This window comes from Streptomyces sp. bgisy027 (assembly GCF_057710365.1).
Genome location: NZ_JBYIVZ010000067.1, coordinates 24,930 through 44,643, shown reverse-complemented (window position 1 = coordinate 44,643; position 19,714 = coordinate 24,930). Strand labels below are relative to the sequence as shown.

The following is a 19,714-nucleotide window of genomic DNA, read 5'->3' as shown; positions in this document are numbered from 1 at the left end:
GGAATGCCCACCCCCCGCTGCGAAAGGAAGGAAGGGCCATGACAACCACCGACCTCTCGGTTCCCGCATCCGCCGAATCCGAGGACAAGCGCAAGAACCGTTCAGCATCGATCACCGCGGGCTTCCGGCCAGGATCGTTCGCCTTGCGGGACACCTGGTTCCCAGTCATTCAGACCGTCTTCATCGGGCGCCGTCCCAAGCTGCGGGTGATCCACGGGCGTCCCGTCTACTTGACGCGTGAGAACGGCGTCCTGGTCGCGACCGAGGATTCCCCGCGCGATCGCGATCGCGGTCGGCTGCGCGCCAGCGAGTTCACCGGAGGTACCGGCCACTACCCGATCGTCGAGCGGTACGGCTACGCCTGGGTCTGGTACGGGGACCCGGCGAATGCGTCACCGGACCTGGTACCGCACGTCCCGCACCTGCCGGAAGCCGGTGGCTTGCCCCGCCACTTCCACCAGAACGTCATCTTCGACTGCAGCTACGAGCTGATCTGTGAAAACCTGCTCGACCTCACTCACGCCGACTTCCTGCACTCATGGCTGACCGGGGACCCCCTCTCGGAGCACGACGAGATCACGGTCGAATCCACCTCCGAGACCGTCACCATGACCCGTACGGCCGTCGGCCGCCCCACTCCCAAGATCCAGCGGGGGCTCGCCAAGTCCGACACCCAGGACGCCTGCCTGGTCACGATGGTGCATGTGCGCAGCGGGGTCTGCTTGTTGCACGGCGATTTCAACCCCGGCATGTCGGTTCGCATGCTGCACCCGGCCAATCCGGAAACTCCGGGACGTACTCGCACGCCGGTCACCTACAACGTCCAGCACACGACGAAGCTGGCCCGGAACATCTTCCCGTTCAGCACGCACATCGTCGGCAGCCAGGACAACTGGGCTGTGCGTCCGCAGAACCCGCTCTACTTGGACCACGGCACTGACGAAAAGGACATGAATTCTCGATTCGACGCCGCCGGCTTGCGGTTCCGCAAGGTCCACCAGGAGCTGGTTGACCGTCAGCGGCGCGGGGACTGCTCCTATCTGGCCGACGGTGACCCGGGCCGGGACGTCTCGGCGAAGATGAGGTTGGATCGCGCGCGGTGACACGCGCGTGACATGCTGATGCAAGATTCCTGACGCAACTGGATTGAAGTCTCCGGAACGCCAACCTAGGCTTTGTGCAGGACGTAGTGCGCATAACGTCCTATGTCTCCGGCAGAGTCGCCGCGCCACTTCGGCATTTCCGTACAGCTTGGCCTGCCGGGAGTGCGGCTTCGTTGCCGCGCCACGGTAGGCGAGGAGGAAATGCGGCATGAACGCGACCGGGGACGGGTCACGACAGGCCGACCACAGATTCGCAGCGGCGGACGCCAAGGCGGCGGCCCGGGAGACGGAGATGGTGCAGCGCATCCTGGCGGGCGCGCTGCTGGTGGCTTCCCACGAGGGCGTCCCAGCCCTCTCGATGGGGAACGTCGCCGCCGCAGCCGGCGTGTCTCGCGGGACTGTCTATCGCTACTTCGGCACCCGACAAGTTCTGCTCGAGTGCATGAATGAGCGCGTGCAGCACTGCTGGGAGCGAGCGTTGCACGAGGCGGTGCGGGCCGAGCCCGCGGTGGAACTCCGAGTGCGCTTGGTGATGGAGAGTCTTCCGGGCATGGCAGAGGTGCTGCCCGATTCGCAGATGCTCTTCGACAATGACCCGGCGTATGTACTCTCGCATGTCCAGCGGCACTTTCCGGAGATCGTCCAGGTGGTTGTCCATTTTCTGGAACCAGTTCTGGACGCGGCCGAAGCTGTGAGGGCCGGGGCCGTCACCCGTCACGAGGCAGCGGAACTCGCGCTTCGGATCGCCCTGGCCGACGTCCTTGTTCCAGCCGGTCGGGCCGGCTCGGTCGATCAACGTGTCGATGCCTTCTGGGCCTTTGTCGGTGGCCGGGCACGGGAAGTCGAGGGCATGGGGGCCCGTACTTCCCGGGTGACGACACCTCTCCGAGCGATTCCTGGGCTTGCGCTTAAATGAGACTGCTTGAACAGAATTCGTAATAGTTGTACTGTCCTCTTTATGGGCACCCCAGATACAGAATCCGTTGACCCCTCCATGACGTTCGCCGTGGGCGCGCGGTTGAGGAGCCTCTCTTCCGGCGTCGAGGTGGTGGTCGTACGTCCCGCGGCTCAGCCGGTCGTTCTTACCTGCGCGGGTGAGGCTCTGATTCCCCTTGAAAGGGCCGCGTCGGCAATCCCCGGCCCAGCGCCGGATCGCGAAACAGTCCTGGTCGGCAAGCGCTATCACGACGAGACGTCCGGACTGGAGCTGCTGTGTACCAAGAGCGGTGCCGGCCCCCTGGTCGTTGACGGACGGTCGCTGGGCGCCAAGGCCGCCAAACCGCTTCCCTCATCCGACTGACCGCTGTGGAGGTGAGTCGAGTGAGTATCGGCATGCTCCTCGAGCAAGCGGTGCGGGATGCTCCGAACCGTGAGGTCTTCGGGCTCGCAGGGCCGACACTCTCGCTCTCTGATCTGTGGCGCCGGGCGCTGACCGGTGCGGCGATGGTGGACAAGGCGGGCCCGGGGCCCGTTGTGTTCATCGGCCCGGGTGGCCCTGCCTTCGCGGTGGCACTCTTCGCGAGTGCCTTCGCCGGACGGCCTCTGCTGCCTCTCGATCACAGGCTGGGGGCGCCTTGGCTGCGGAACGTCTTGCGTAAGGCGGGACCGGGCCTCGTTATTGCGGACGGCGCCGCTCGAGGCGCCCGGCTGCTTTCGGAACCTGGTGTGCTCGCCTCGACGGACTGGCTTGCCGCTACGTCCGCCCTGCCGCCTCGGGCCGCTGGTCCAGTGCTCGCTGACCCGCACGCCGCCGCCCTGTTGATCTGTGGCGACGACGGCGGAACCGTGCCGCTGAGTCATGCAGACCTGTGCCGACCTGTTCTCGACGCGTCGGACTTCGCCCTTGCCGACCCTGGTGAGGTATCCCTGATGTGCCTGGAGCCGTACCGCTTCACTGGCCTGATCGGACTGCTCGGCAGCCTCTGCGCGGGGCGCCGTCTGGTTCGGTTGCGTGGCTTCAGCCCCGAAGCCTGGCTGACGGCGGTCGCTGGTTGGGGCGTCACGCACGCTCTGGTGGCGCCCACCATGCTCGGCAGGATTGTCGAACACTGGGAGATGTACGGATCGGATCGGCGTGCAGCTGCGCCGAGAGTGATCGTGTATGACGGCGAGCCGTTGCCGCCGTCGCTCCTGGAGCGAGCACTTCGGCTCTTTCCGGAAACAGACTTCGTCCGCACCTATACGCCCTATCCGGCCCATCCGGTGGTGGCGGTGCTGGATCCCGAGACGCATCGGGTTGGAGGCGAACGGATCGGCTCGATCGGTCGGCCACGGCCCGGGGTTGACATCGAGGTTCGGGACAGTCGAGGGCGGTCATGCCCTCCGCGGGAGACCGGTGAGCTGTGGGTGAGCCGCTCCGGGGCTGTCGGTGCCAGTGCGACGGGTTGGTGCAGGCTCCATGAACGGGCCTGGAGGGACGGGGCCGGCTACGTCTTCCTTGGCGACTGGGTGGATACCCCCGCAAGTCGGGATCAAGATGCATCCGACGCCGAGATCGAGGCACTTCTACGAAGGCATCCGGACATCGCCGATGTCGCCGTCACGTCCATGCCTGACGCCCGACAGAAGCGCAGGGTCACGGCAAGTGTTGTGGCAAGACCTGGGCGCGCGCTGGACGTGCTCGGCTTGCGCCTGTGGGTGAGCGCTTGGCTGCGATCCCCGGGCATCCCGGCGTTCGTCGTCACCGAGGCTCGTGGAACATCATTGACGAATAATGTTCATTGTGGCTAACTAGCTTCGTACGTACGGGCATCGGCTCACGGCGCGCAGGACCGTGTTCCGATTCCGATCCGATTAGGGAGTCGCACCATGCTTCTCGATCTCCACGCGCACCAATTGACCACGGAGATGTTCAACAAGCACCCTCACTGGGGGCCGTTCTGGGAGAACGGAACCCTGCGGATTGGGGACTGGACCCTGGGTACGACCAATCCCGAGGCGCCCACGATCGAGCAGATCTACGAAGAGCGCTGGACTCCGGAACTCCGGCTCGAGTCATTCCGTAAGGCCGGCATCGACAAGGCCGTGTTGTCGATGCCGTTCCACATGGTCAACTATCACACCGAACCGGAGTTCGCGATCCGGTTTGCGCAGGAGGTCAACGACAGCCTGGCGGCGTACTGTGCCGGCGACCCCGAGGTCTTCAAGTACTGGGCGCACGTACCCGCTCAGGACCCCAAGGCCGCCGCGGCCGAACTGGAGCGTACGGTCACGCGGTTCGGTGCCTCCGGCATCAGCATGGGCGGCGCCAACTTCGGTGGCAAGGAGGTCTCCGACGCGTCCTTCCGGCCGCTGTGGGAGAAGCTCTGCGAGCTGGACGTGATGGTCTTCGTCCATGGCTACAACCAATCCGTCACCTGGGGCGAGAAGGCATCTACGGATCCGTACGACACCACCTCGATCGTGGGCATGAACCATGACGAGACGCTGTTCTTCTGGCATCTGGTCAACGGTGGCGTCCTCGACGATTTCCCGCAGCTCAAGATCTACATCACCCACGGCGGTGGGTTCATCCCCTACCAGCTGTGGCGGTTCAACGAAACCAACAAGACCATGGCGCCCGACTCGAAGAACAAGAAGGACGTCATCGAGTACGCCTCCAACTTCTACTACGACCTGGACGTCCACCACCCTGCCATGCGACGCGCCGTCACCGAGATCGTCGGCGTCGACCACCTGCTTTACGGCGACAACTTCTCCGGCTCCGACAGCCACGTCGGTGACCTGACGGACGGATTCGGTCTGAGTGAGGCCGACCGGGAGAGGATCCGGAGCGGTAACGCGCTGCGACTGCTCAAGAACCTCTGATGACTTCGGAGGCCGCGGAGATCCACGTCGACCGGACGAAGTGCTGCGGCTACGGCATCTGTACCGAGACGGCCCCGCTGTTGTTCCGGCTGGACGACATGGGCTTCGCCCACGCAGAGGCGGGCGAACTTTCGGGGCCAGCGGTCAAGGAGGCAGCCGAGGCCGCTGAGGCCTGCCCGGAGCGCGCCATCACCTTGTTGTTCGCTTTGTCCGACGGAAAGTGAGAAGAGCAGCCGTGGAACGTCGCCTGTACATCGACGGCAAATGGTCCGAAGGCTCGGGTGATACGGCGCTCGCCGTGATCAACCCGGCGACCGGCGAAGAACTCGCCAACGTTCCGCAGGCGACGGTCGCGGACATCGAGGACGCGGTCCTGGCGGCCCGGCGTGCGTTCGACGAAGGGCCCTGGGGGCGTACCAGCCCTGCGGAGCGGGTCGGCGTTCTCCGCAGGTTCTCCGACCTGCTGGTCGCTCGCAAGGCCGAGGTCGTGGATCTCACCATCGCTGAGGCGGGATCGCCCCGCAAACTCGCGGAGACTCTCCAAGTGCAGTCTCCGCTGGACCACTTGGCGGACATGGTGGAGCGGGTGTTGGCCACCTTCCCGTTCAGTCGGCCCATGCCGCCCACCTTCGGAGTGGGCATCGGCCAAGGCGTGGTGCTCCGAGAGGCCACAGGGGTGGTCGCGGCCATCACGCCGTTCAACTACCCGTTCCTGACCAACATGAGCAAGGTGGTGCCCGCGCTGGCCGCCGGCTGCACCATCGTGCTCAAGCCCTCGCCGTACACCCCGCTCGCCGCGCTGTTGATCGCCGAGATCGCCGAACAGGCGGAGATACCGCCGGGTGTGCTCAATGTCGTGACCGGAGACATCGCGGCAGGGGAGCGCCTGACCACGCACACCGGGGTCGACGTCGTCACCTTCACCGGCTCGGACGCCGTAGGCGCCAAGATCATGGCCCAGGCTGCGCCAGGCATCAAGAAGGTCGTGCTGGAACTCGGTGGCAAGTCCGCCAACATCATCCTCGACGACGCGGACCTGGACCGAGCCGTACCTCACGCCGCACTCGGCTTCACGCGCCACAGCGGCCAGGGCTGCGCCTGTCTGACCAGGGTGCTGGCGCACCGCAGTCGGTACGAGGAAACCGTGGAACGCCTCTCCGGCGCACTGGCCGGTCTCAAGGTCGGTGACCCCGGCGACCCTGCCACCGACATGGGGCCACTCATCCGGGAGACGCAGCGTGATCGGGTCGAGCGCTATGTGCGGATCGGGCAGGAGGAGGGAGCGCGGCTCGTGCACGGCGGAGGGCGGCCTGCCGGCCTCGACTCGGGCTTCTTCCATGAGCCCACGCTCTTCGCGGACGTAAGCAACTCCATGCGTATCGCCCAGGAGGAGATTTTCGGCCCGGTAGGTGTGGTGATCCCGTTCGATGACGACACCGAGGCCGCAGCCATCGCCAACGATTCCGTCTTCGGACTTTCCGGTGCGGTCTGGGCACGCGACCCGAAGCGTGCCTTCGCCGTCGCCCAGCAGGTGCGTACGGGCATGCTCGTGCTCAACGGAGGCGGCGGCGGGACCAACCCGCACGGTCCGTTCGGCGGTTACAAGCGCAGTGGCATCGGGCGCGAATTCGGGGAAGCGGGCCTTGAGGAGTATCTGGAGACCAAGGCAGTCGTGTGGGGCGTGCGGTGACCGTGGCCCAGGGGCAGGTCGCCGTCGAGCGCGACAACGCCGTCATGGTCATCACCATCGACCGTCCCGCGGTGCGGAACGCCATCGACTACGACACGGCACAGGCCCTCTCCGCCGCCTTCGACGAACTCGACGCCAGCCCGTCACTCTCCGTCGCTGTCATCACAGGCAGCAACGGAATGTTCAGCGCAGGGATGGACCTGAAAGCCTTCGCCGCCGGTGGCAGACTGCCGCGCAGCGAGCGGGGCTTCGCCGGGGTCGTCTGGAAGCCGCCGCGCACTCCGCTGATCGCCGCTGTCGAAGGCTTCGCTGTGGGTGGTGGCTTCGAGATCGTGTTGGCCTGCGACCTAGTGGTGGCGGCCCGCGACGCGGTCTTCGGACTGCCCGAGGTGCAGCGGGGGCAATGTGCCTCGGGTGGTGGCCTGCTTCGGCTGCCCCGCCGCATCCCCTATCACCGGGCGATGGAGCTCATCCTCACCGGTGAACGGCTGGGAGCCGAGGCCGCGGAACACCTCGGCCTGGTCACCCGGCTGGCGCCGCCCGGCGGCGCACTGGCGGAGGCACGCCGCCTGGCCGAGCGCATCGCCGCCAACGGACCGTTGGCGGTCGCCGCTTCCAAACGCGTCGTGGTCGAGTCACAGGACTGGTCGTCCACCGAAGCGTTCGACCGGCAGGAGGCGATCGTGGACCCGGTCCGGAGTTCGGCCGACGCCCGTGAAGGGGCGCTGGCCTTCTCAGAGAAGCGGGCCCCGATCTGGCGGGGGGAGTAAGGAATCCCGGGGCAGGACTTCTGGACCGATCGATCCGGAGCTCGAGCGGGGCCATCGGCTGGACGCTGAAACGCCGAACGGGAATGGGGTGAGCGGGCCGCGTGCCCAGGGTGATCGATACCAAGGGGCCAATGGACAACCGGGCCATTGTGGACCATGTTCCCGTCACTGCTCCGGTTCCCGAGCCCCGGTGGTGCGGCGGTTGTCTGAGGAACGGCTCGACCTGCGGATTGCGGCGGACTACCAGGTCCGGCGCGTGACCGACGGGCGAACCGTCGCGAGTGTTCTGGGAGGAAGCGGTGACGCTGACGGACAGGAAGATTCTCTTCACCGGAGCGACTGGCCAGGCGTTCCGGCCAGCCGCGGAGGCGCTGGCGCGCGACAACGAGGTTTGGTGCGCGGCGCGTTTCACGGACCCGGTGGTCAGGCGGGATCTGGAGTCCGTCGGCATCAAAACCATCCCCTGGGTCATGGGCGCCGGCAACGTCGTCGGTTTGCCGTCGGACTTCACCCATGTCGTCCACGCCGCGCCGTACCGGGGGCAGCCCGACTCGGACACCGCGGCTCAGGCCAATGCGGTGGCAGCGGGCATGCTCATGCACCACTGCCGTGCGGCTGATGCATTCGTCTTCGTCTCGGCGTTCGCTGTCTACAAGCAGCCGCCGAGCCCGGACCATCGCATCGCGGAGAGTGACCCACTCGGCGGGCACGCCCCGTACGCGCCGACCTACCCGATCGGGAAACTGGCTGCCGAGGCCGCCGTCCGTGCGTTCGCCGGTGTCCTCGGCCTGCGCACGACCATCGCGCGGCTCAACGTCTGCTACGGCCCCACCGGGTGGGGCGGTGTGCCGGTCGAGTTCTTCGGCCGCATCCTTGCCGGCGAGCCCGTCTGGCTTCCGGAAGACGGATCCGACATATGGTCCTCGCCCATCAGTACTGACGACGTGACCATGTTCCTGCCCCGTCTGTGGGATGTGGCCTCGATGGCGCCTACCATCGTCAACCTTGCCGGCGACGATGCTCTCTCACTTCGTGGGTACTGCACCTTGCTCGCCCGGCAAGCCGGGCTGGAGGTCGACTTCGTCCCGAGCGCCGAGTCCCGGCAGTCATACGCTTCGGATAACACCAGGCGCCGGTCACTGATCGGGGACTGCCGGGTCGGCTGGGCGGAAGGTATGCGACGGGCCATCGAAGCCCACTTCCCCAATGCCTTCACCGGCACGCCGACGTCGATCGCCGGGAAGGCGGCGGTGAACATCTGGGACCAGCGCTGAGTTGACGCGGTAGGGCGCCTGGGATCCGGTGGTCGAAATTCAACGGGAAGAGGACCTTGGCGTATTTCGTCTCGTCGTCCACCTGCACCCGCGCGTACTCGAGAGCATCGGGCGGGTATTCGAAGCGGGCCCGTCGCCGTGGTGCCCGATCAACTGAACGTCAGTGAGCCTCTTTCATCCTGCCCCGCAAGGGAAATGACCTGGTGGGCGGGGGCGTGACAGGGCACGGCCCCTCGTCGTTGGCGTGGTGATCTCACTCATCACACCGGCAACCGAGGGGCCCTGTTGGTTCCGTATCCTTCCATGCTCGACGTCCCGTACGAGCTGGTCGAGCATGTCTCCTGGCTCATCTACGCACGAAGGCGTGAACTGTGATCGCCCTAACGGAAGTTGAGCTGCTTCTGCAGGCCCTGCTCACCCTGGCGCATCTACGCAAGAACGAGACGTATCGGCAGGTCGGCGCCGGATTCGGGGTGTGCGAGGCAACGGCCTGACGCTACGTCGACGAGACGGTCGAGACACTAGCCTCCTGAGCACCCGGCCTGCACGAAGCCCTGACCGGACTCGGCGAAGGCGACTTCGTCATCGTCGACGGCACCCTCATCCCCACCGACCGCATCAGGGCGGACGAGCCGTACTACTCCCACAAAAACATAAGAAACACGGCATGAACGTCCAGGTCATCGCACGGCCGGACGGAACCCCGTTCTGGTTCTCGCGTGCGGCACCGGGACGCACACGCGACCTGACCGCAGCACGCGCCCGCGGCATCGTCCAAGCGTGCCTCCCCCGGCAGATCCTCGTGCTCGCTGGCTGGGCCTTTCAGGGAGCCGGCGCCACCGTTCGCACCCCCTACTACCACCGCCGCGAACAACCGGTGCATTATCAGGAGTTCAACCGCGATCACGCCCGACTGCGGGCTCCCGGAGAGCGTGCCTTCGCACAGCTCAAGACCTGGCGACTGCTCCGGCGGGCCAGATGCTCCACCCGCCGCATCGGCACCATGGTCCAAGCCGTCCACACCCTCATGACCTGCACGTATTCGGGATGAAAGAGGCTCCGTAGACGCGAATTGCGTCCGGCGTGTAGCAGATTCGGCGAAGAGGCCGAAGGAGAGGCCAATGACCAGATAGCCATCGTCCTGTGAAGCTGTGACGCAGCTCACGATATCGGCAGGCCATTAGGTAAGTGGAACGCGCATACCAGTTGTATCGTGATGTACGGGCCTCTTGTATCAGCTCACCGCAACCACATAACCGCACATGCTGTGACGCCGATGGGGCGTGGATTTTCCATGGGCGGCACGCCCTCTCGAGGCCGGAAGCACGGCCTGCATGTTTTCCCAATGCGGTGAACAGGCATGGTCCCAAGCACCAGCGAGCCGTGTGCGGAGTGTCGCGGAAGCGTGGTCAGCCGCACTTAGAGGAGTGCATTGTGCAGATCGGTTTTACCTTGCCCCAGATGGGCCCCCTCGCGCACCAGCCGGAAGAAGTCGCTCGCTTCGCTCGAGAGGCCGAAACCCTCGGCGCCGACAGCTTGTGGGTGGGGGACCGCCTCCTGGCGCCGGTCGACCCCACAGTCGGATACGCCGGCGGAGATCTCATCCCCGAGGCCTTCCATTCGGTGCTGGACCCCTTCGCGCTCATGACAGTGGCGGCCACGGTCACCGAGCGAGTGCGGATCGGTTCCAACGTCCTGGTCGCGCCCTGGTACGCCCCTGCCCTGCTGGCCCGGTCCCTGACCACGATTGACCGGATCAGCGGCGGACGGCTCATGCCCGGCTTTGGGATGGGCTGGTCACCCGAGGAATACCAGGCCGTCGGAATTCCCATGGGTGAGCGTGGGGCACGGCTCGACGAATGCCTGGATGCACTGGAGGAACTCTGGTCGGCCAACCCGGCCGGCTACCAGGGCCGGTATTGGCAGATCCCGCAGACCTACGCTGACATCAAACCTGCTCAGGCCCCTCGCCCACCCCTTTACTTGGCCGGCTTCGCCCCCGCGGCGATGCAGCGGGTGGCCCAGCGCGCCGATGGATGGCTCCCAGTCCACGTCCCCGGTGCCGGACAGTTCGACCCCACCTCCGTCAACGAGCCCATGCGGTCCATTCGTGCTCGGGCCAAGGAGTTCGGGCGTGATCCCGCCGCGCTCCGCATGGTCCTCCGCGTTTACCCGGCATCCGGCGCCAGCCTCGACCAGGTCGTGGACACCATCATGCGGGCCGGACGGGACACCGACGTCGACCACGCGTTCGTGGACATGATGAACATTGCCGCCAGCGTCGATGACTCCCTCGACAAAGTAGAGCGCATCCTGAAGGCAGTACGAAACTGACTCCGCCCTTTCCCGGGGTGATCTGTACCCGGCGAGGAGATCGGATTACCGCTGGACCGTGCATCATTCGCCGTGCGGCGGACCAGGGAATGGAACCGGCCCACCACAGAACTGCCGTGGCGGTACTATCTGAACGCGTACTAATGACATTTCCTGCCTGCCGTCGGCCTATGTGCGGGTTCTAGCTATTCGCCGGGAGAGCGGTCGCCCGACGAGCAACGGCGGAGCTGTACGGGATGGTTAGTGGTGTTAAGAGATTCGACCGGCGTCATCGAGGGGGCAGCGTTCTGGGGAAAACTGTGAGACCGCGAAGAAAGATAATCGGCGCCTGCCAGGCGTCCATCGGTGGATAGCCAACTGGTTTGGAAGGAATGCGAATGCCGCTTGACACTTACTACACGCTGGGCCGGTCCGGACTACGAGTATCCCGGCTCGCTCTGGGCACCATGACGTTTGCACAGGACGGCTGGGGCTGCGACCGCGACACAGCGGGCAAGATACTGGATGTTTACCTCGACGCCGGTGGCAATTTCGTCGACACCGCCGACATCTACAGCAGCGGGGCGAGCGAGGAGGTGACTGGTGCGCTGATCGCCGAGCGGGGGATCCGGGACAAGATCGTGCTTTCGACGAAGTTCACGCTCGGTGTTCAGCCTGGTGACCCGAACTCGGCGGGCAATGGCCGCAAGAGCATGCTGCGGGCGCTGGAAGGGTCACTGCGTCGGCTCGGTACGGACTACGTTGATCTGTACATCGTGCATGCTTGGGACACACTCACCCCGGTCGAGGAGGTCATGCGCGGCCTCGACGATCTGGTGTCGTCCGGGAAAGTGCGCTACGTGGCGTTCTCAGACGTGCCGGCGTGGTACGCGGCCCGCGCGCAGACGCTGGCGGAGTGGCGGGGCTACGAGCGGCTGTGCGCGCTGCAGCTGGAGTACTCGCTCGCGGAGCGCGGCATCGAGTACGAGTTCCCGGATCTGTGCCAGGAACTCGGGTTGGGCCTGATGACCTGGGCGCCGTTGGGGAATGGACTGCTGTCGGGGAAGTACTCGGACTCCTCTGAAACGCAAGACCCTTCCGACGGGCGGATCACGGTGACCGCCGCCCACGTCCCAGCCGATTTGGACAAACGTAACCAGCAGCGCAATTGGCAGATCGTCGCCGAGTTGACCGATGTGGCAAAGCGGGTGGGCCGGACGCCGGCGCAGGTGGCTGTCAACTGGGTCGCGAACCGGCCCGCGGTCGGCTCCGTCATCCTGGGTGCGACCAAGCCGCACCAGCTTCAGGACACCGTCGCGTCCCTCGACTTCACCCTTCCCGCCGAGCTGGCGGCGCGCCTGGACGAGGTCAGCACGCCGCCGCGAGCTGTTCCCTACGGCTTCCTCCCCTGGCTGCAGGGGCGCATCAACGCGGGTCTCGCCGACAAGCGACCTGGCTACTTCGCATCGAGGAGCGGACGATGACCGGCGAGACCGTCGACTACTTTGCAGATGCTGCCGATGACGTTCCAGGGAAGGCGGGGTCCTGGACCGGCCGTGAGCACACCGAGGACGTCAACCTCGGCCACTCAACTGGGGGTCTTGGTCGAGGTCAGGATGATGGAGCCCTTCTCATAGCGCAGGGAGATCACCTGGGAAACCGGCTTCGATTTCCGGCCGTTTCCGGCGGCTGGCAGCACCATGAGGACGCTGGGCCGCAGATAGGTGCCGAGCTTGCTGGGCAGCCGCCTGGCGGCCTCGGCTGTCTTGAGGGGGCGGCCGAGGTCGTCGAGGCCGGTGAAGTAGATCTCGAAGCCAGCTCGGCAGGCCGCGGCCGCCAACGTCGGGGTCTTGTAGTGCGGCAGCTTCGATAGGTCGAGGAAGTTGAGGTAGCCCCATGCCGAGCTTGCCAGCCGTAGCACAGATGCGGCTGTCGATCGGCTCGTCAATAGACCGACAAGGGACGGCGGCCGAACTCGATCTGGGCAACTGCGGAACGGTTCAACAGGCTCTGCTGCAGCGGGCCGACTTGGCCGGCGCTCACGGTCTCGACGTGGCGGCTGGGCCGCGTCACCGGTCGTCGTGCGACGGCTCTTGCCGGTCGATAGACCGACCCAGAACTCCTGCCTGACTACGGTCCCGTGGCTGACCGCCCGTGGACGGGCGGTCAGGACGTCTCGCCGTTGGCGTCGGGAACGGTCGAGTGCAGCATGGCCTGCTTGGGACCTCGTTGCCCTGGCCTTGCCCAGCCGGCGAGGGCTGATCTTCCGGGCGGTACCGTGTAGAGGTCGCCTGCGAAGGCGACCAGACAGTCCTTGCCGACGGGCCGCAGATGCCGCTCGGCCAGCAGACGAGGGGGGCTGGGGCTTGAGAGCGGAGTGGTCCTGGGCGGCGCTTGCCGGTTGATCTCGCGTGGGTGGCATGAATGTGAGCGCTCCCCTGAGGCACCCAGAGCTGGGCCCACGCCGCCGCCACCGACCGGCAACGCGACCAGATCGAATCTCCAGGTCAGCCCGCAGCAACGACACGGGTTCGGGTACTGTCAAAACTTCAGCCTGTGACGGTCCCAGGAGCGGCCAGCGGAATGCCTGTGTCAATCCATGCCTGAATACCAGCGCGGAGACGCTCGTCCATGTACTCGACGATCAGGCCCGTGGCAGGAGTGGGGGAGGCCCAGCAGACCATGGTGGTGCCGCCAGGGCTCAGAACCTTGCCTTCGAGCCCGACGCCGCGGGCCGCGAGCCGGGCTATCGCCGCATCGACATCGGGCACGAACAGACCTACATGGTGGAGCCCGGCTCCGTGGCGTTCGATGGAGTGCAGACCGTTCCCTTTCGCCTCTACGAGTTCGTAGTAGGGCGGGCCTTGTTTCGACCAGGCGAGATAGGACGTTCCTTCATGGGGTTCGTCGCTGCCGAACTCATTAGGGTCGACCCTTCCCACCGTCGTCATGCGGTGCGGCGGGTGGAAAGAGATGCCCTCAACTTTCTCGAACCACGCAACGGCCTTGGCCATGTCGGGCACAAGAACACCCACGTGGTGATAGGTCGGTTCGGTCATTCTGCAGGTCCGTTTCAGGTCGTTTCAGCTGATCTCAGAGCTTTGTGCGGTCTGGCCGGCCGCCGGGATCAGCGGATGGGCAGGCACTGAGGAGCTGGCGGGATGCAGGAAATCGGCGCGTCTCAGTCCGTTGCGCTCGCGCCGAGCGCGCAGATGTGGCATCTGTCCTTGAGTACTGGTACCTCCGGGTCCTTTGGCTGGCAAGCTACGCGCATGCCGTGTCGAACCGACCTCCATCGGCACCGATCGGGCGAGCGAGGTCTCCACATTGGAGTGAACAAATGATACAGGTTGTTGTCAATCCATTCAGCACGAAGGTTTCGCTGATGGAACCGCTGCCGGGATCGTCGACAGCGAGACCACGACCTTCGTGCTGAGTAGCATCTTCCGCCACGGCGCGACCGACTCCGGACTGCCCGATCACCTACCGTTGAAAACCGATGAGATTCCCGCGCTGGCTGGGATTTCCTGTGCGCGGAGTCGTCGAGGCCGGGGATGCCGCACCAGACGTTCGGCGCGGCCAACCCTCACGAAGCCGCGTTCCCGGAGGCAGCCGATCCAGCCCCTTTGCGCCTTTGTACACAATCTCGCCCGGATCGAGGTCAGCCTCGCACTCGACGGCCTGCTCGTGCGGAAAGCCGACACCGCGCTCGGCCTCGGCGTCTGAGCCGATACACAACCAGTGTGCCGCTGCGTGGCTTCATGTCAGCCCTCTGGTGATCTCGGCTCTGGATGCTGATCAGTCTTCTCCGATCGCAGACACGGCCCTCGGCCCCGTGCCCGGCCTGCCCGGCGGGCTTGCTCGCGGCATCCGCTTCTGGGCCGTTCGGCCCCATATCGGGGGAGCGTTCAGCCGACGGGCCGGTGGACAGTGCTCAGCAGTGGGGATCGGCAGGTGGCAAGCCAGAGGAGGCCACCCATCGCGCCGCACGTCGCCCCGGTGACGCACACGGCGGTCCAGCCGAAGTGTGTCCACAGCAGGGCCGACAGGGCGGAGCCCGCTCCCCCCGCGACGAAATAGCAGATGAGGTAGGCGGCCTGCAGACGGCTGCGGGCCTCGGGCCGTAACCTCAGGATCTCGCTCATGTTGAGCACGCTCATCACATGCAGGCCCAGATCGAGGATGATCACTCCTGCGACCAGTGCCGCCAGCGAGCGCCCACCGAACCACAGCGGGAGCCAGGCGGCGAACAGCAACAGAGAGGCTACACCGGTCGCTGGGGCGGAAAGCCCGCGATCGGCGAGCCGACCTGTCGTGGACGACGCTGCCGCGCCGACCGCGCCGGCGAGGCCGAACAAGCCGATCACGTCGGCCCCGTACGCGTAGGGCGGCTCGGCGAGAAGGAAGACGATCGCGGTCCACATGAGGTTGAACGACATGAACATCGCCGTCCCGTACCCGACGCGCAGCCGCAGCACCGGTTCGTCGCGCAACAGCGCAGGCATCGACCGGAGCAGGGCCCTGTAGTGCAGTCGCCGAGCCGTCTCCTGAGAACGGGGAAGGACCCGCGCCAGCACCCCCGCTTGAACAAACATCAGTGCGGCGGCCAGCCAGTACGTCAGCCGCCAGCCATAAACGTCCCCGATTGCACCGGACGCTGTGCGGGCCAGCAGGATACCGAGGGTGAGTCCGGCGCTCACGGTGCCGAGGACGCGGCCCCGTTCGGCGTCGTCTGCCAGCGCGGTCGCGGTAAGGACGATCAACTGGGCGAGCACGCTGGCTGTGCCTACCAGCAACGCTATGGGCAACAGAACGGCCACCGAGGTTGCCGAGCCGAAGACGGCCAGACCAACAGCGGCGACGAGCGACATGATCACCACCAGCTGTCGACGCTCCAGCAGATCGGCCAGGGGCACGATGAACAGCAGACCGCATGTGTAGCCGAGTTGGCCGAGGGTCGTGGCCAGGGCGACCGTCGTGTTAGCTATGTCGAACTCGCGTCCGATTGTGGGCAGTAGCGGCTGCACGTAGTAGTTACCCGCGACGGCCATCGCTGCGGTGGTAGCCATGAGCAGTATGAGAGGTCTGCGCAACGGCGCGTTGGAAATCGAGGGAGTCACAGGGTGCTGCGCCGTCGATTTGAGGCCCGCCCTTCGGCGGCGCGACGACATGTTCATCCAGGTGCCCCTTTGCGTATGGTTCATGGAACAGATAGACCATGGTTCGTTCGATCAGTAATCTAGCTTCGATGCTGCCGCACGACTGAGGGGGTCGCGCGAGCACTTGCAGAGCGGTCAGGCGGCTACGGTCTCGGACGTCGAACGGCTACTCGCCGATCTGGAGGCATGAATGCGCGTCGAGGTGCTGCGGGGGAAGTGCTGCGGCTACACCCTGTGCAACGAGGTCTGCCCCGAGGTCTACAACATCGACGACGATGGCTTCGCGTACGTAGCGGACTCGATCATTCCGCCCGATCTGGAGGTCCTGGCGAGGGAAGGGGCGGACGTGTGCCCCGAACGGGCGCTCGTCGTGCATGAGGGGCCGTGATGGCGCATCTTGGCCGGTGGCGGCGCCGGGGGCCGCCTGTCGACCCCTCGCCTGGACCTGTCGATCCCATGTGTGGAACTGCATGCATGAAGCGCATTGAACAGATGTAGTATAAGGCGTATCTTCGCGTCATCATGTGCGTCAGTCAGGATGGGAGCTCATCATGGTGGCGGAAGGCGGCATGGCTCATAGCATGGTGCCGATTCTCTCCGACGGGACGTCCCTCGCGGACCTCGTCGACGTGGAGAAACGCGAGGTGTCGATGCGTGTGCTCTCCGATCCGGAGATCTTCCGGCTGGAACTCGAACGCCTCTTCCGGAAAGCCTGGATCCCGGTGGCGCACGAGAGTGAAATCCCGCGCCCGGGCGACTTCATCACCCGAACGCTTGCAGCCGATCCGGTCATCATCACGCGCACCCGAACCGGAGACGTCAAGGTGCTGCTCAACATCTGTCAGCACCGCGGCATGCAGGTCTGCCGGGTCGACGCAGGCAACAGCAAACAGTTCCGCTGCGTCTACCACGGCTGGGTCTACGGCCAGGACGGCCGTTTTCTCGGCTCTCCGGTGAAGAAGGAGCAGATGTGGGGCGATGTACGCGACCGCTCCGAACTCGGCCTCCCCGAGGCTCGAGTGGAGCGCTTCGGCGGCATGCTCTTCGCCACCTTCGACCCGTCCGCACCCTCGCTGGACGACTGGTTCGGCGACTACAAGTGGTACCTGGACCTGATGTACGACCGTACCGAGAGCGGTCTTGAAGCGCTCGGTCCTCCCCAGCGCTTCACCGTCAAGGCCAACTGGAAGTGTGCGGGCGAGCAGTTCAACGCCGACGGATACCACACACTCACCCTGCATCGTTCGTTGTTCGAGCTGGGTGTGATCGGCTCCGAGACCACCGGAGAAGCCGTCGTCGAGATGGCTCCGGCGATGTACGGCGTCGATGTGAGCGTGCCGCAGGGACACTCCATGCGCTGCATCCCCGCCGAGACGACCTTCAGCATGCTGTTGGGCAAAGACGTTGCGGGGCTCAGTGCGATGGAACGGCTGCGCGCCCTCCCCCCTCCCGGGCTGACGCCCGAGTTGGTCGAAAATCTCCCCCGCCGCTTCAACCAGGACGAGATGCGTATTCTCGCCGAGTCCGCGCCCCAGGTCGGTGGCCTGTTCCCCAACACCGGCCTGGTGTCCATCTGGCAGCCCTCACCCGACGGAGCCATGGGCTCGACCATGACCTGGCACGCCTTCATGCCCAAGGGGCCCGACGAGTTCGAGTTCCTCAACTGGGTGCTCGTGGAACGCGACGCCTCCGACGAGGTCAAGGAGAGGATGCTCCAGGCCTCGGTGCGGGCGGTGGGCAGCAGCGGGACCATCGAGCAGGACGACGCCGAGGCGTGGCCGTCCATGCACCGGTCCTCGTACGGGGCCATGGGGCGACGCCAGACGATGAAGTACCAGGCGCTCTTGGGCATCAACAAGCCCGACGACTGGCCGGGCAGCGGCTACGTCTACGACGGCTTCTCGAAGGATGACGGTCAGTGGAACTGGTGGCTGCGCTGGCTGCAGTTCATGACGGGCAACCCCTGGTAGGAAGGCGCACCCATGACTGAAACCGCTACGACTGCGGCTGTCCGTGTCCCCGTCGGAGACCCGGTCTACAACGAGCTTACGCAATTCCTTTACGAGGAGGCGTCCCTTCTCGACCAGGGACGCCTCCACGAGTGGCTGGAGCTGCTCACCGAGGATCTGGACTACCGCGCCCCGGTCCGGCAGACCGTCCAGCGTGCCGATGGGGCAGGCTTCTCCGACAGGAACTACCACTTCCTCGAGGACCGAGGATCGCTCACTGGCCGGGTCTACCGGCTGATCGGAACCAGTAGTGCCTGGGCCGAGGACCCACCTTCGCGATGCCGGCGGATGGTGACCAACCTGCTGGTCAACCGGACAGACTCACCGGACGAGTTCGCATGTGCTCACAATCTGCTGGTGGTCCGTCACCGCTTCAACGACTCCGCCCCAGACGTGATCGCTGCAGAGCGTCGGGACCTGCTTCGGCGCACCGAGCAAGGGTGGCGACTCGCCCGGAGGACGGTTCTTCTGAATGAGACTTTGCTGAGCACGCCCAATCTCGCAATCTTCCTCTGACCGCGCATCCTGAAGCGCCGAGCGGTTCGCGCATCGGTCCGCCCGGCGCTTCAGGATGCAGATGACGTCGCCGTGGATTTCAGGCGTGGCGTCGACGCTGGCCGTGTGAGAGCTGTGCCACGGCGGCCATGCGCTCGCCGTGGTCGGTCTCCTCGACTCCCACGTTCATGAAGTCCCAGAAATTGGCGACTCGTCTGGATAGTTGCCGGGTGCGTGTGCCGGGTACGAGGAAGCCGGACATGGCGATGCGCAGCAGGATCTCGGCGAGTTCGGGACCGGTGATGACGCGGGCGTGGACGACGGCCGCATCATCGATCACAGGCTCCAGCAAGTCGGCGACGATACGCACACTGTCCGGAAGCTTCCGCTCCAGGAAGTCCAGGCCGAACTCTGGTTCCAGCTGGATCATCCGCAGCAGTTCGGGGGACGCGGTTGCGTAGCCGATGATGGCTTCCATGACCACCCGCACTCGGTCCTCTCGGCGTGGCTGCTGGGCGACGGCTCCGCGCAAGTGCTGCTCCCAACGCATGAGGAGATGGTCGGGCAGCGCGGCGATGACGTCGTCCTTGGAGGCGAAGTAGCGGTACAGAGTGCCCCGAGAGACGTTCGCGCTGTCGCCGATGTCGCTCATCGAGAGCTTTTGCAGGCCGCGACGGGCGGCTGCTCTGAGCGCTCCGTCGAGAATCCGGTCCACCGTCCCGGCCTCCCCGGGGGAGGTGGCGCGGCGGGGTTCCATCCTGCGTGCTGTGGACACTTTGGGGTGCCCCCGTCCGATGCGTGACCAGTCATGGTTAATACGGAACGGATTATACACTACATGATCTATTGGTCTCCTGTCTCGCATCCGCGCTCGATGGAAAAGCCAGAACGCCCAGGGAGCAGGTCCGATTCCGTACGGGCGCCGGTCGCTACGGCGCCGTCCGGCGGCCTTGGTGCAGCTCCTCCGACCGGGCCCGTTCCACCAGCACCGTGAGCAGTCGCTCGTCGGACACGGGTGCGGGCTGCCCGGACTGGTTGCTCTCGACAGGCTCCACCGACTCCAATTCCAGGGCGGCGTGAGTCACTTGACGTCT

The 19,714-nt window shown here is 65.6% G+C and carries 18 protein-coding genes and 2 pseudogenes; 15 read left to right on the top strand and 5 right to left on the bottom strand.

What is annotated here, in order from left to right; translation table 11 throughout:
• The first annotated feature begins 38 nt into the window (after nucleotides 1-38).
• From AC3ETA_RS42105 to AC3ETA_RS42050, 12 genes and pseudogenes are all read left to right on the top strand, one after another.
• Nucleotides 39-1,103, top strand: a complete 1,065-nt coding sequence (locus AC3ETA_RS42105) for a hypothetical protein (protein WP_432198192.1) — start codon at nucleotides 39-41, stop codon at nucleotides 1,101-1,103.
• Nucleotides 1,104-1,311: 208 nt separating this feature from the next.
• Entirely contained in the window at nucleotides 1,312-2,019 is a 708-nt protein-coding gene (locus tag AC3ETA_RS42100) for a TetR/AcrR family transcriptional regulator (protein WP_432198191.1), read from the top strand.
• 78 nt (nucleotides 2,020-2,097) lie between these two features.
• Nucleotides 2,098-2,403: a hypothetical protein gene (locus tag AC3ETA_RS42095; protein ID WP_432198190.1), complete on the top strand. Its 306-nt coding sequence runs from the start codon at nucleotides 2,098-2,100 to the stop codon at nucleotides 2,401-2,403.
• Nucleotides 2,404-2,423: 20 nt separating this feature from the next.
• Entirely contained in the window at nucleotides 2,424-3,833 is a 1,410-nt protein-coding gene (locus AC3ETA_RS42090; RefSeq protein ID WP_432198189.1) for a class I adenylate-forming enzyme family protein, read from the top strand.
• A gap of 78 nt (nucleotides 3,834-3,911) precedes the next feature.
• Nucleotides 3,912-4,910: an amidohydrolase family protein gene (locus AC3ETA_RS42085; protein WP_432198188.1), complete on the top strand. Its 999-nt coding sequence runs from the start codon at nucleotides 3,912-3,914 to the stop codon at nucleotides 4,908-4,910.
• Nucleotides 4,910-5,134 (top strand): ferredoxin, encoded by a 225-nt coding sequence (locus AC3ETA_RS42080; RefSeq protein ID WP_432198187.1) that lies wholly within the window; start codon nucleotides 4,910-4,912, stop codon nucleotides 5,132-5,134. Before AC3ETA_RS42085 ends, AC3ETA_RS42080 begins: the two co-directional genes overlap by 1 nt.
• 11 nt (nucleotides 5,135-5,145) lie before the next feature.
• The gene (locus AC3ETA_RS42075) at nucleotides 5,146-6,600 is read left to right on the top strand and encodes an aldehyde dehydrogenase family protein (RefSeq protein ID WP_432198186.1); all 1,455 of its coding nucleotides are present in this window, start codon (nucleotides 5,146-5,148) and stop codon (nucleotides 6,598-6,600) included.
• Nucleotides 6,597-7,370 carry a crotonase/enoyl-CoA hydratase family protein gene (locus AC3ETA_RS42070; protein WP_432198185.1) on the top strand — a complete coding sequence of 258 codons (774 nt, stop codon included), beginning with the start codon at nucleotides 6,597-6,599 and terminating at the stop codon, nucleotides 7,368-7,370. Before AC3ETA_RS42075 ends, AC3ETA_RS42070 begins: the two co-directional genes overlap by 4 nt.
• Before the next feature lie 299 nt (nucleotides 7,371-7,669).
• Nucleotides 7,670-8,644 carry an NAD-dependent epimerase/dehydratase family protein gene (locus AC3ETA_RS42065; RefSeq protein ID WP_432198184.1) on the top strand — a complete coding sequence of 325 codons (975 nt, stop codon included), beginning with the start codon at nucleotides 7,670-7,672 and terminating at the stop codon, nucleotides 8,642-8,644.
• 244 nt (nucleotides 8,645-8,888) lie between these two features.
• A pseudogene (locus tag AC3ETA_RS42060) lies at nucleotides 8,889-9,695 on the top strand (transposase family protein).
• A gap of 383 nt (nucleotides 9,696-10,078) precedes the next feature.
• Nucleotides 10,079-10,978: a TIGR03619 family F420-dependent LLM class oxidoreductase gene (locus tag AC3ETA_RS42055; RefSeq protein WP_432198183.1), complete on the top strand. Its 900-nt coding sequence runs from the start codon at nucleotides 10,079-10,081 to the stop codon at nucleotides 10,976-10,978.
• A gap of 377 nt (nucleotides 10,979-11,355) precedes the next feature.
• Nucleotides 11,356-12,441, top strand: coding sequence for an aldo/keto reductase (locus tag AC3ETA_RS42050; protein ID WP_432198182.1), 1,086 nt, complete (start codon nucleotides 11,356-11,358; stop codon nucleotides 12,439-12,441).
• Between the two features lie 113 nt (nucleotides 12,442-12,554).
• On the opposite strand, the pseudogene AC3ETA_RS42045 reads toward AC3ETA_RS42050, so the two are convergent.
• The 3 genes and pseudogenes from AC3ETA_RS42045 to AC3ETA_RS42035 all read right to left on the bottom strand — a co-directional run.
• Nucleotides 12,555-12,797: pseudogene (locus tag AC3ETA_RS42045) on the bottom strand (ATP-binding protein); the annotation flags it as partial.
• A gap of 709 nt (nucleotides 12,798-13,506) precedes the next feature.
• Nucleotides 13,507-14,016 carry a VOC family protein gene (locus AC3ETA_RS42040; RefSeq protein ID WP_432198181.1) on the bottom strand — a complete coding sequence of 170 codons (510 nt, stop codon included), beginning with the start codon at nucleotides 14,014-14,016 and terminating at the stop codon, nucleotides 13,507-13,509.
• Nucleotides 14,017-14,865: 849 nt separating this feature from the next.
• A complete protein-coding gene (locus AC3ETA_RS42035) occupies nucleotides 14,866-16,026 on the bottom strand; it encodes an MFS transporter (protein ID WP_432198180.1) in 1,161 nt (386 codons plus the stop codon).
• A 280-nt stretch (nucleotides 16,027-16,306) separates the two neighbouring features.
• On the opposite strand from AC3ETA_RS42035, the gene AC3ETA_RS42030 reads away from it, so the two are divergent.
• From AC3ETA_RS42030 to AC3ETA_RS42020, 3 genes are all read left to right on the top strand, one after another.
• Nucleotides 16,307-16,504 (top strand): ferredoxin, encoded by a 198-nt coding sequence (locus tag AC3ETA_RS42030; RefSeq protein ID WP_432198179.1) that lies wholly within the window; start codon nucleotides 16,307-16,309, stop codon nucleotides 16,502-16,504.
• Between the two features lie 181 nt (nucleotides 16,505-16,685).
• The gene (locus AC3ETA_RS42025) at nucleotides 16,686-18,086 is read left to right on the top strand and encodes an aromatic ring-hydroxylating oxygenase subunit alpha (RefSeq protein ID WP_432198178.1); all 1,401 of its coding nucleotides are present in this window, start codon (nucleotides 16,686-16,688) and stop codon (nucleotides 18,084-18,086) included.
• Nucleotides 18,087-18,098: 12 nt separating this feature from the next.
• Nucleotides 18,099-18,641 (top strand): aromatic-ring-hydroxylating dioxygenase subunit beta, encoded by a 543-nt coding sequence (locus tag AC3ETA_RS42020; RefSeq protein ID WP_432198177.1) that lies wholly within the window; start codon nucleotides 18,099-18,101, stop codon nucleotides 18,639-18,641.
• A gap of 79 nt (nucleotides 18,642-18,720) precedes the next feature.
• Here AC3ETA_RS42020 and AC3ETA_RS42015 read toward each other — a convergent pair whose 3' ends face one another.
• Together AC3ETA_RS42015 and AC3ETA_RS42010 are read right to left on the bottom strand one after the other, a co-directional pair.
• Entirely contained in the window at nucleotides 18,721-19,377 is a 657-nt protein-coding gene (locus tag AC3ETA_RS42015) for a TetR/AcrR family transcriptional regulator (protein ID WP_432198176.1), read from the bottom strand.
• A gap of 172 nt (nucleotides 19,378-19,549) precedes the next feature.
• Nucleotides 19,550-19,705, bottom strand: coding sequence for a hypothetical protein (locus tag AC3ETA_RS42010; protein ID WP_432198175.1), 156 nt, complete (start codon nucleotides 19,703-19,705; stop codon nucleotides 19,550-19,552).
• Nucleotides 19,706-19,714 lie beyond the last annotated feature (9 nt).

What these genes read in the sequence shown, in the direction of transcription:
- AC3ETA_RS42100 (WP_432198191.1), top strand. Translation starts at nt 1,312, where the DNA reads ATGAACGCGACCGGGGACGGGTCACGACAGGCCGACCACAGATTCGCA.
- AC3ETA_RS42095 (WP_432198190.1), top strand. Translation starts at nt 2,098, where the DNA reads ATGACGTTCGCCGTGGGCGCGCGGTTGAGGAGCCTCTCTTCCGGCGTC.
- AC3ETA_RS42035 (WP_432198180.1), bottom strand. Translation starts at nt 16,026, where the DNA reads ATGGCTACCACCGCAGCGATGGCCGTCGCGGGTAACTACTACGTGCAG.
- AC3ETA_RS42085 (WP_432198188.1), top strand. Translation starts at nt 3,912, where the DNA reads ATGCTTCTCGATCTCCACGCGCACCAATTGACCACGGAGATGTTCAAC.
- AC3ETA_RS42025 (WP_432198178.1), top strand. Translation starts at nt 16,686, where the DNA reads ATGGCTCATAGCATGGTGCCGATTCTCTCCGACGGGACGTCCCTCGCG.
- AC3ETA_RS42050 (WP_432198182.1), top strand. Translation starts at nt 11,356, where the DNA reads ATGCCGCTTGACACTTACTACACGCTGGGCCGGTCCGGACTACGAGTA.
- AC3ETA_RS42015 (WP_432198176.1), bottom strand. Translation starts at nt 19,377, where the DNA reads ATGGAACCCCGCCGCGCCACCTCCCCCGGGGAGGCCGGGACGGTGGAC.
- AC3ETA_RS42040 (WP_432198181.1), bottom strand. Translation starts at nt 14,016, where the DNA reads ATGACCGAACCGACCTATCACCACGTGGGTGTTCTTGTGCCCGACATG.
- AC3ETA_RS42020 (WP_432198177.1), top strand. Translation starts at nt 18,099, where the DNA reads ATGACTGAAACCGCTACGACTGCGGCTGTCCGTGTCCCCGTCGGAGAC.
- AC3ETA_RS42105 (WP_432198192.1), top strand. Translation starts at nt 39, where the DNA reads ATGACAACCACCGACCTCTCGGTTCCCGCATCCGCCGAATCCGAGGAC.
- AC3ETA_RS42030 (WP_432198179.1), top strand. Translation starts at nt 16,307, where the DNA reads ATGCGCGTCGAGGTGCTGCGGGGGAAGTGCTGCGGCTACACCCTGTGC.
- AC3ETA_RS42080 (WP_432198187.1), top strand. Translation starts at nt 4,910, where the DNA reads ATGACTTCGGAGGCCGCGGAGATCCACGTCGACCGGACGAAGTGCTGC.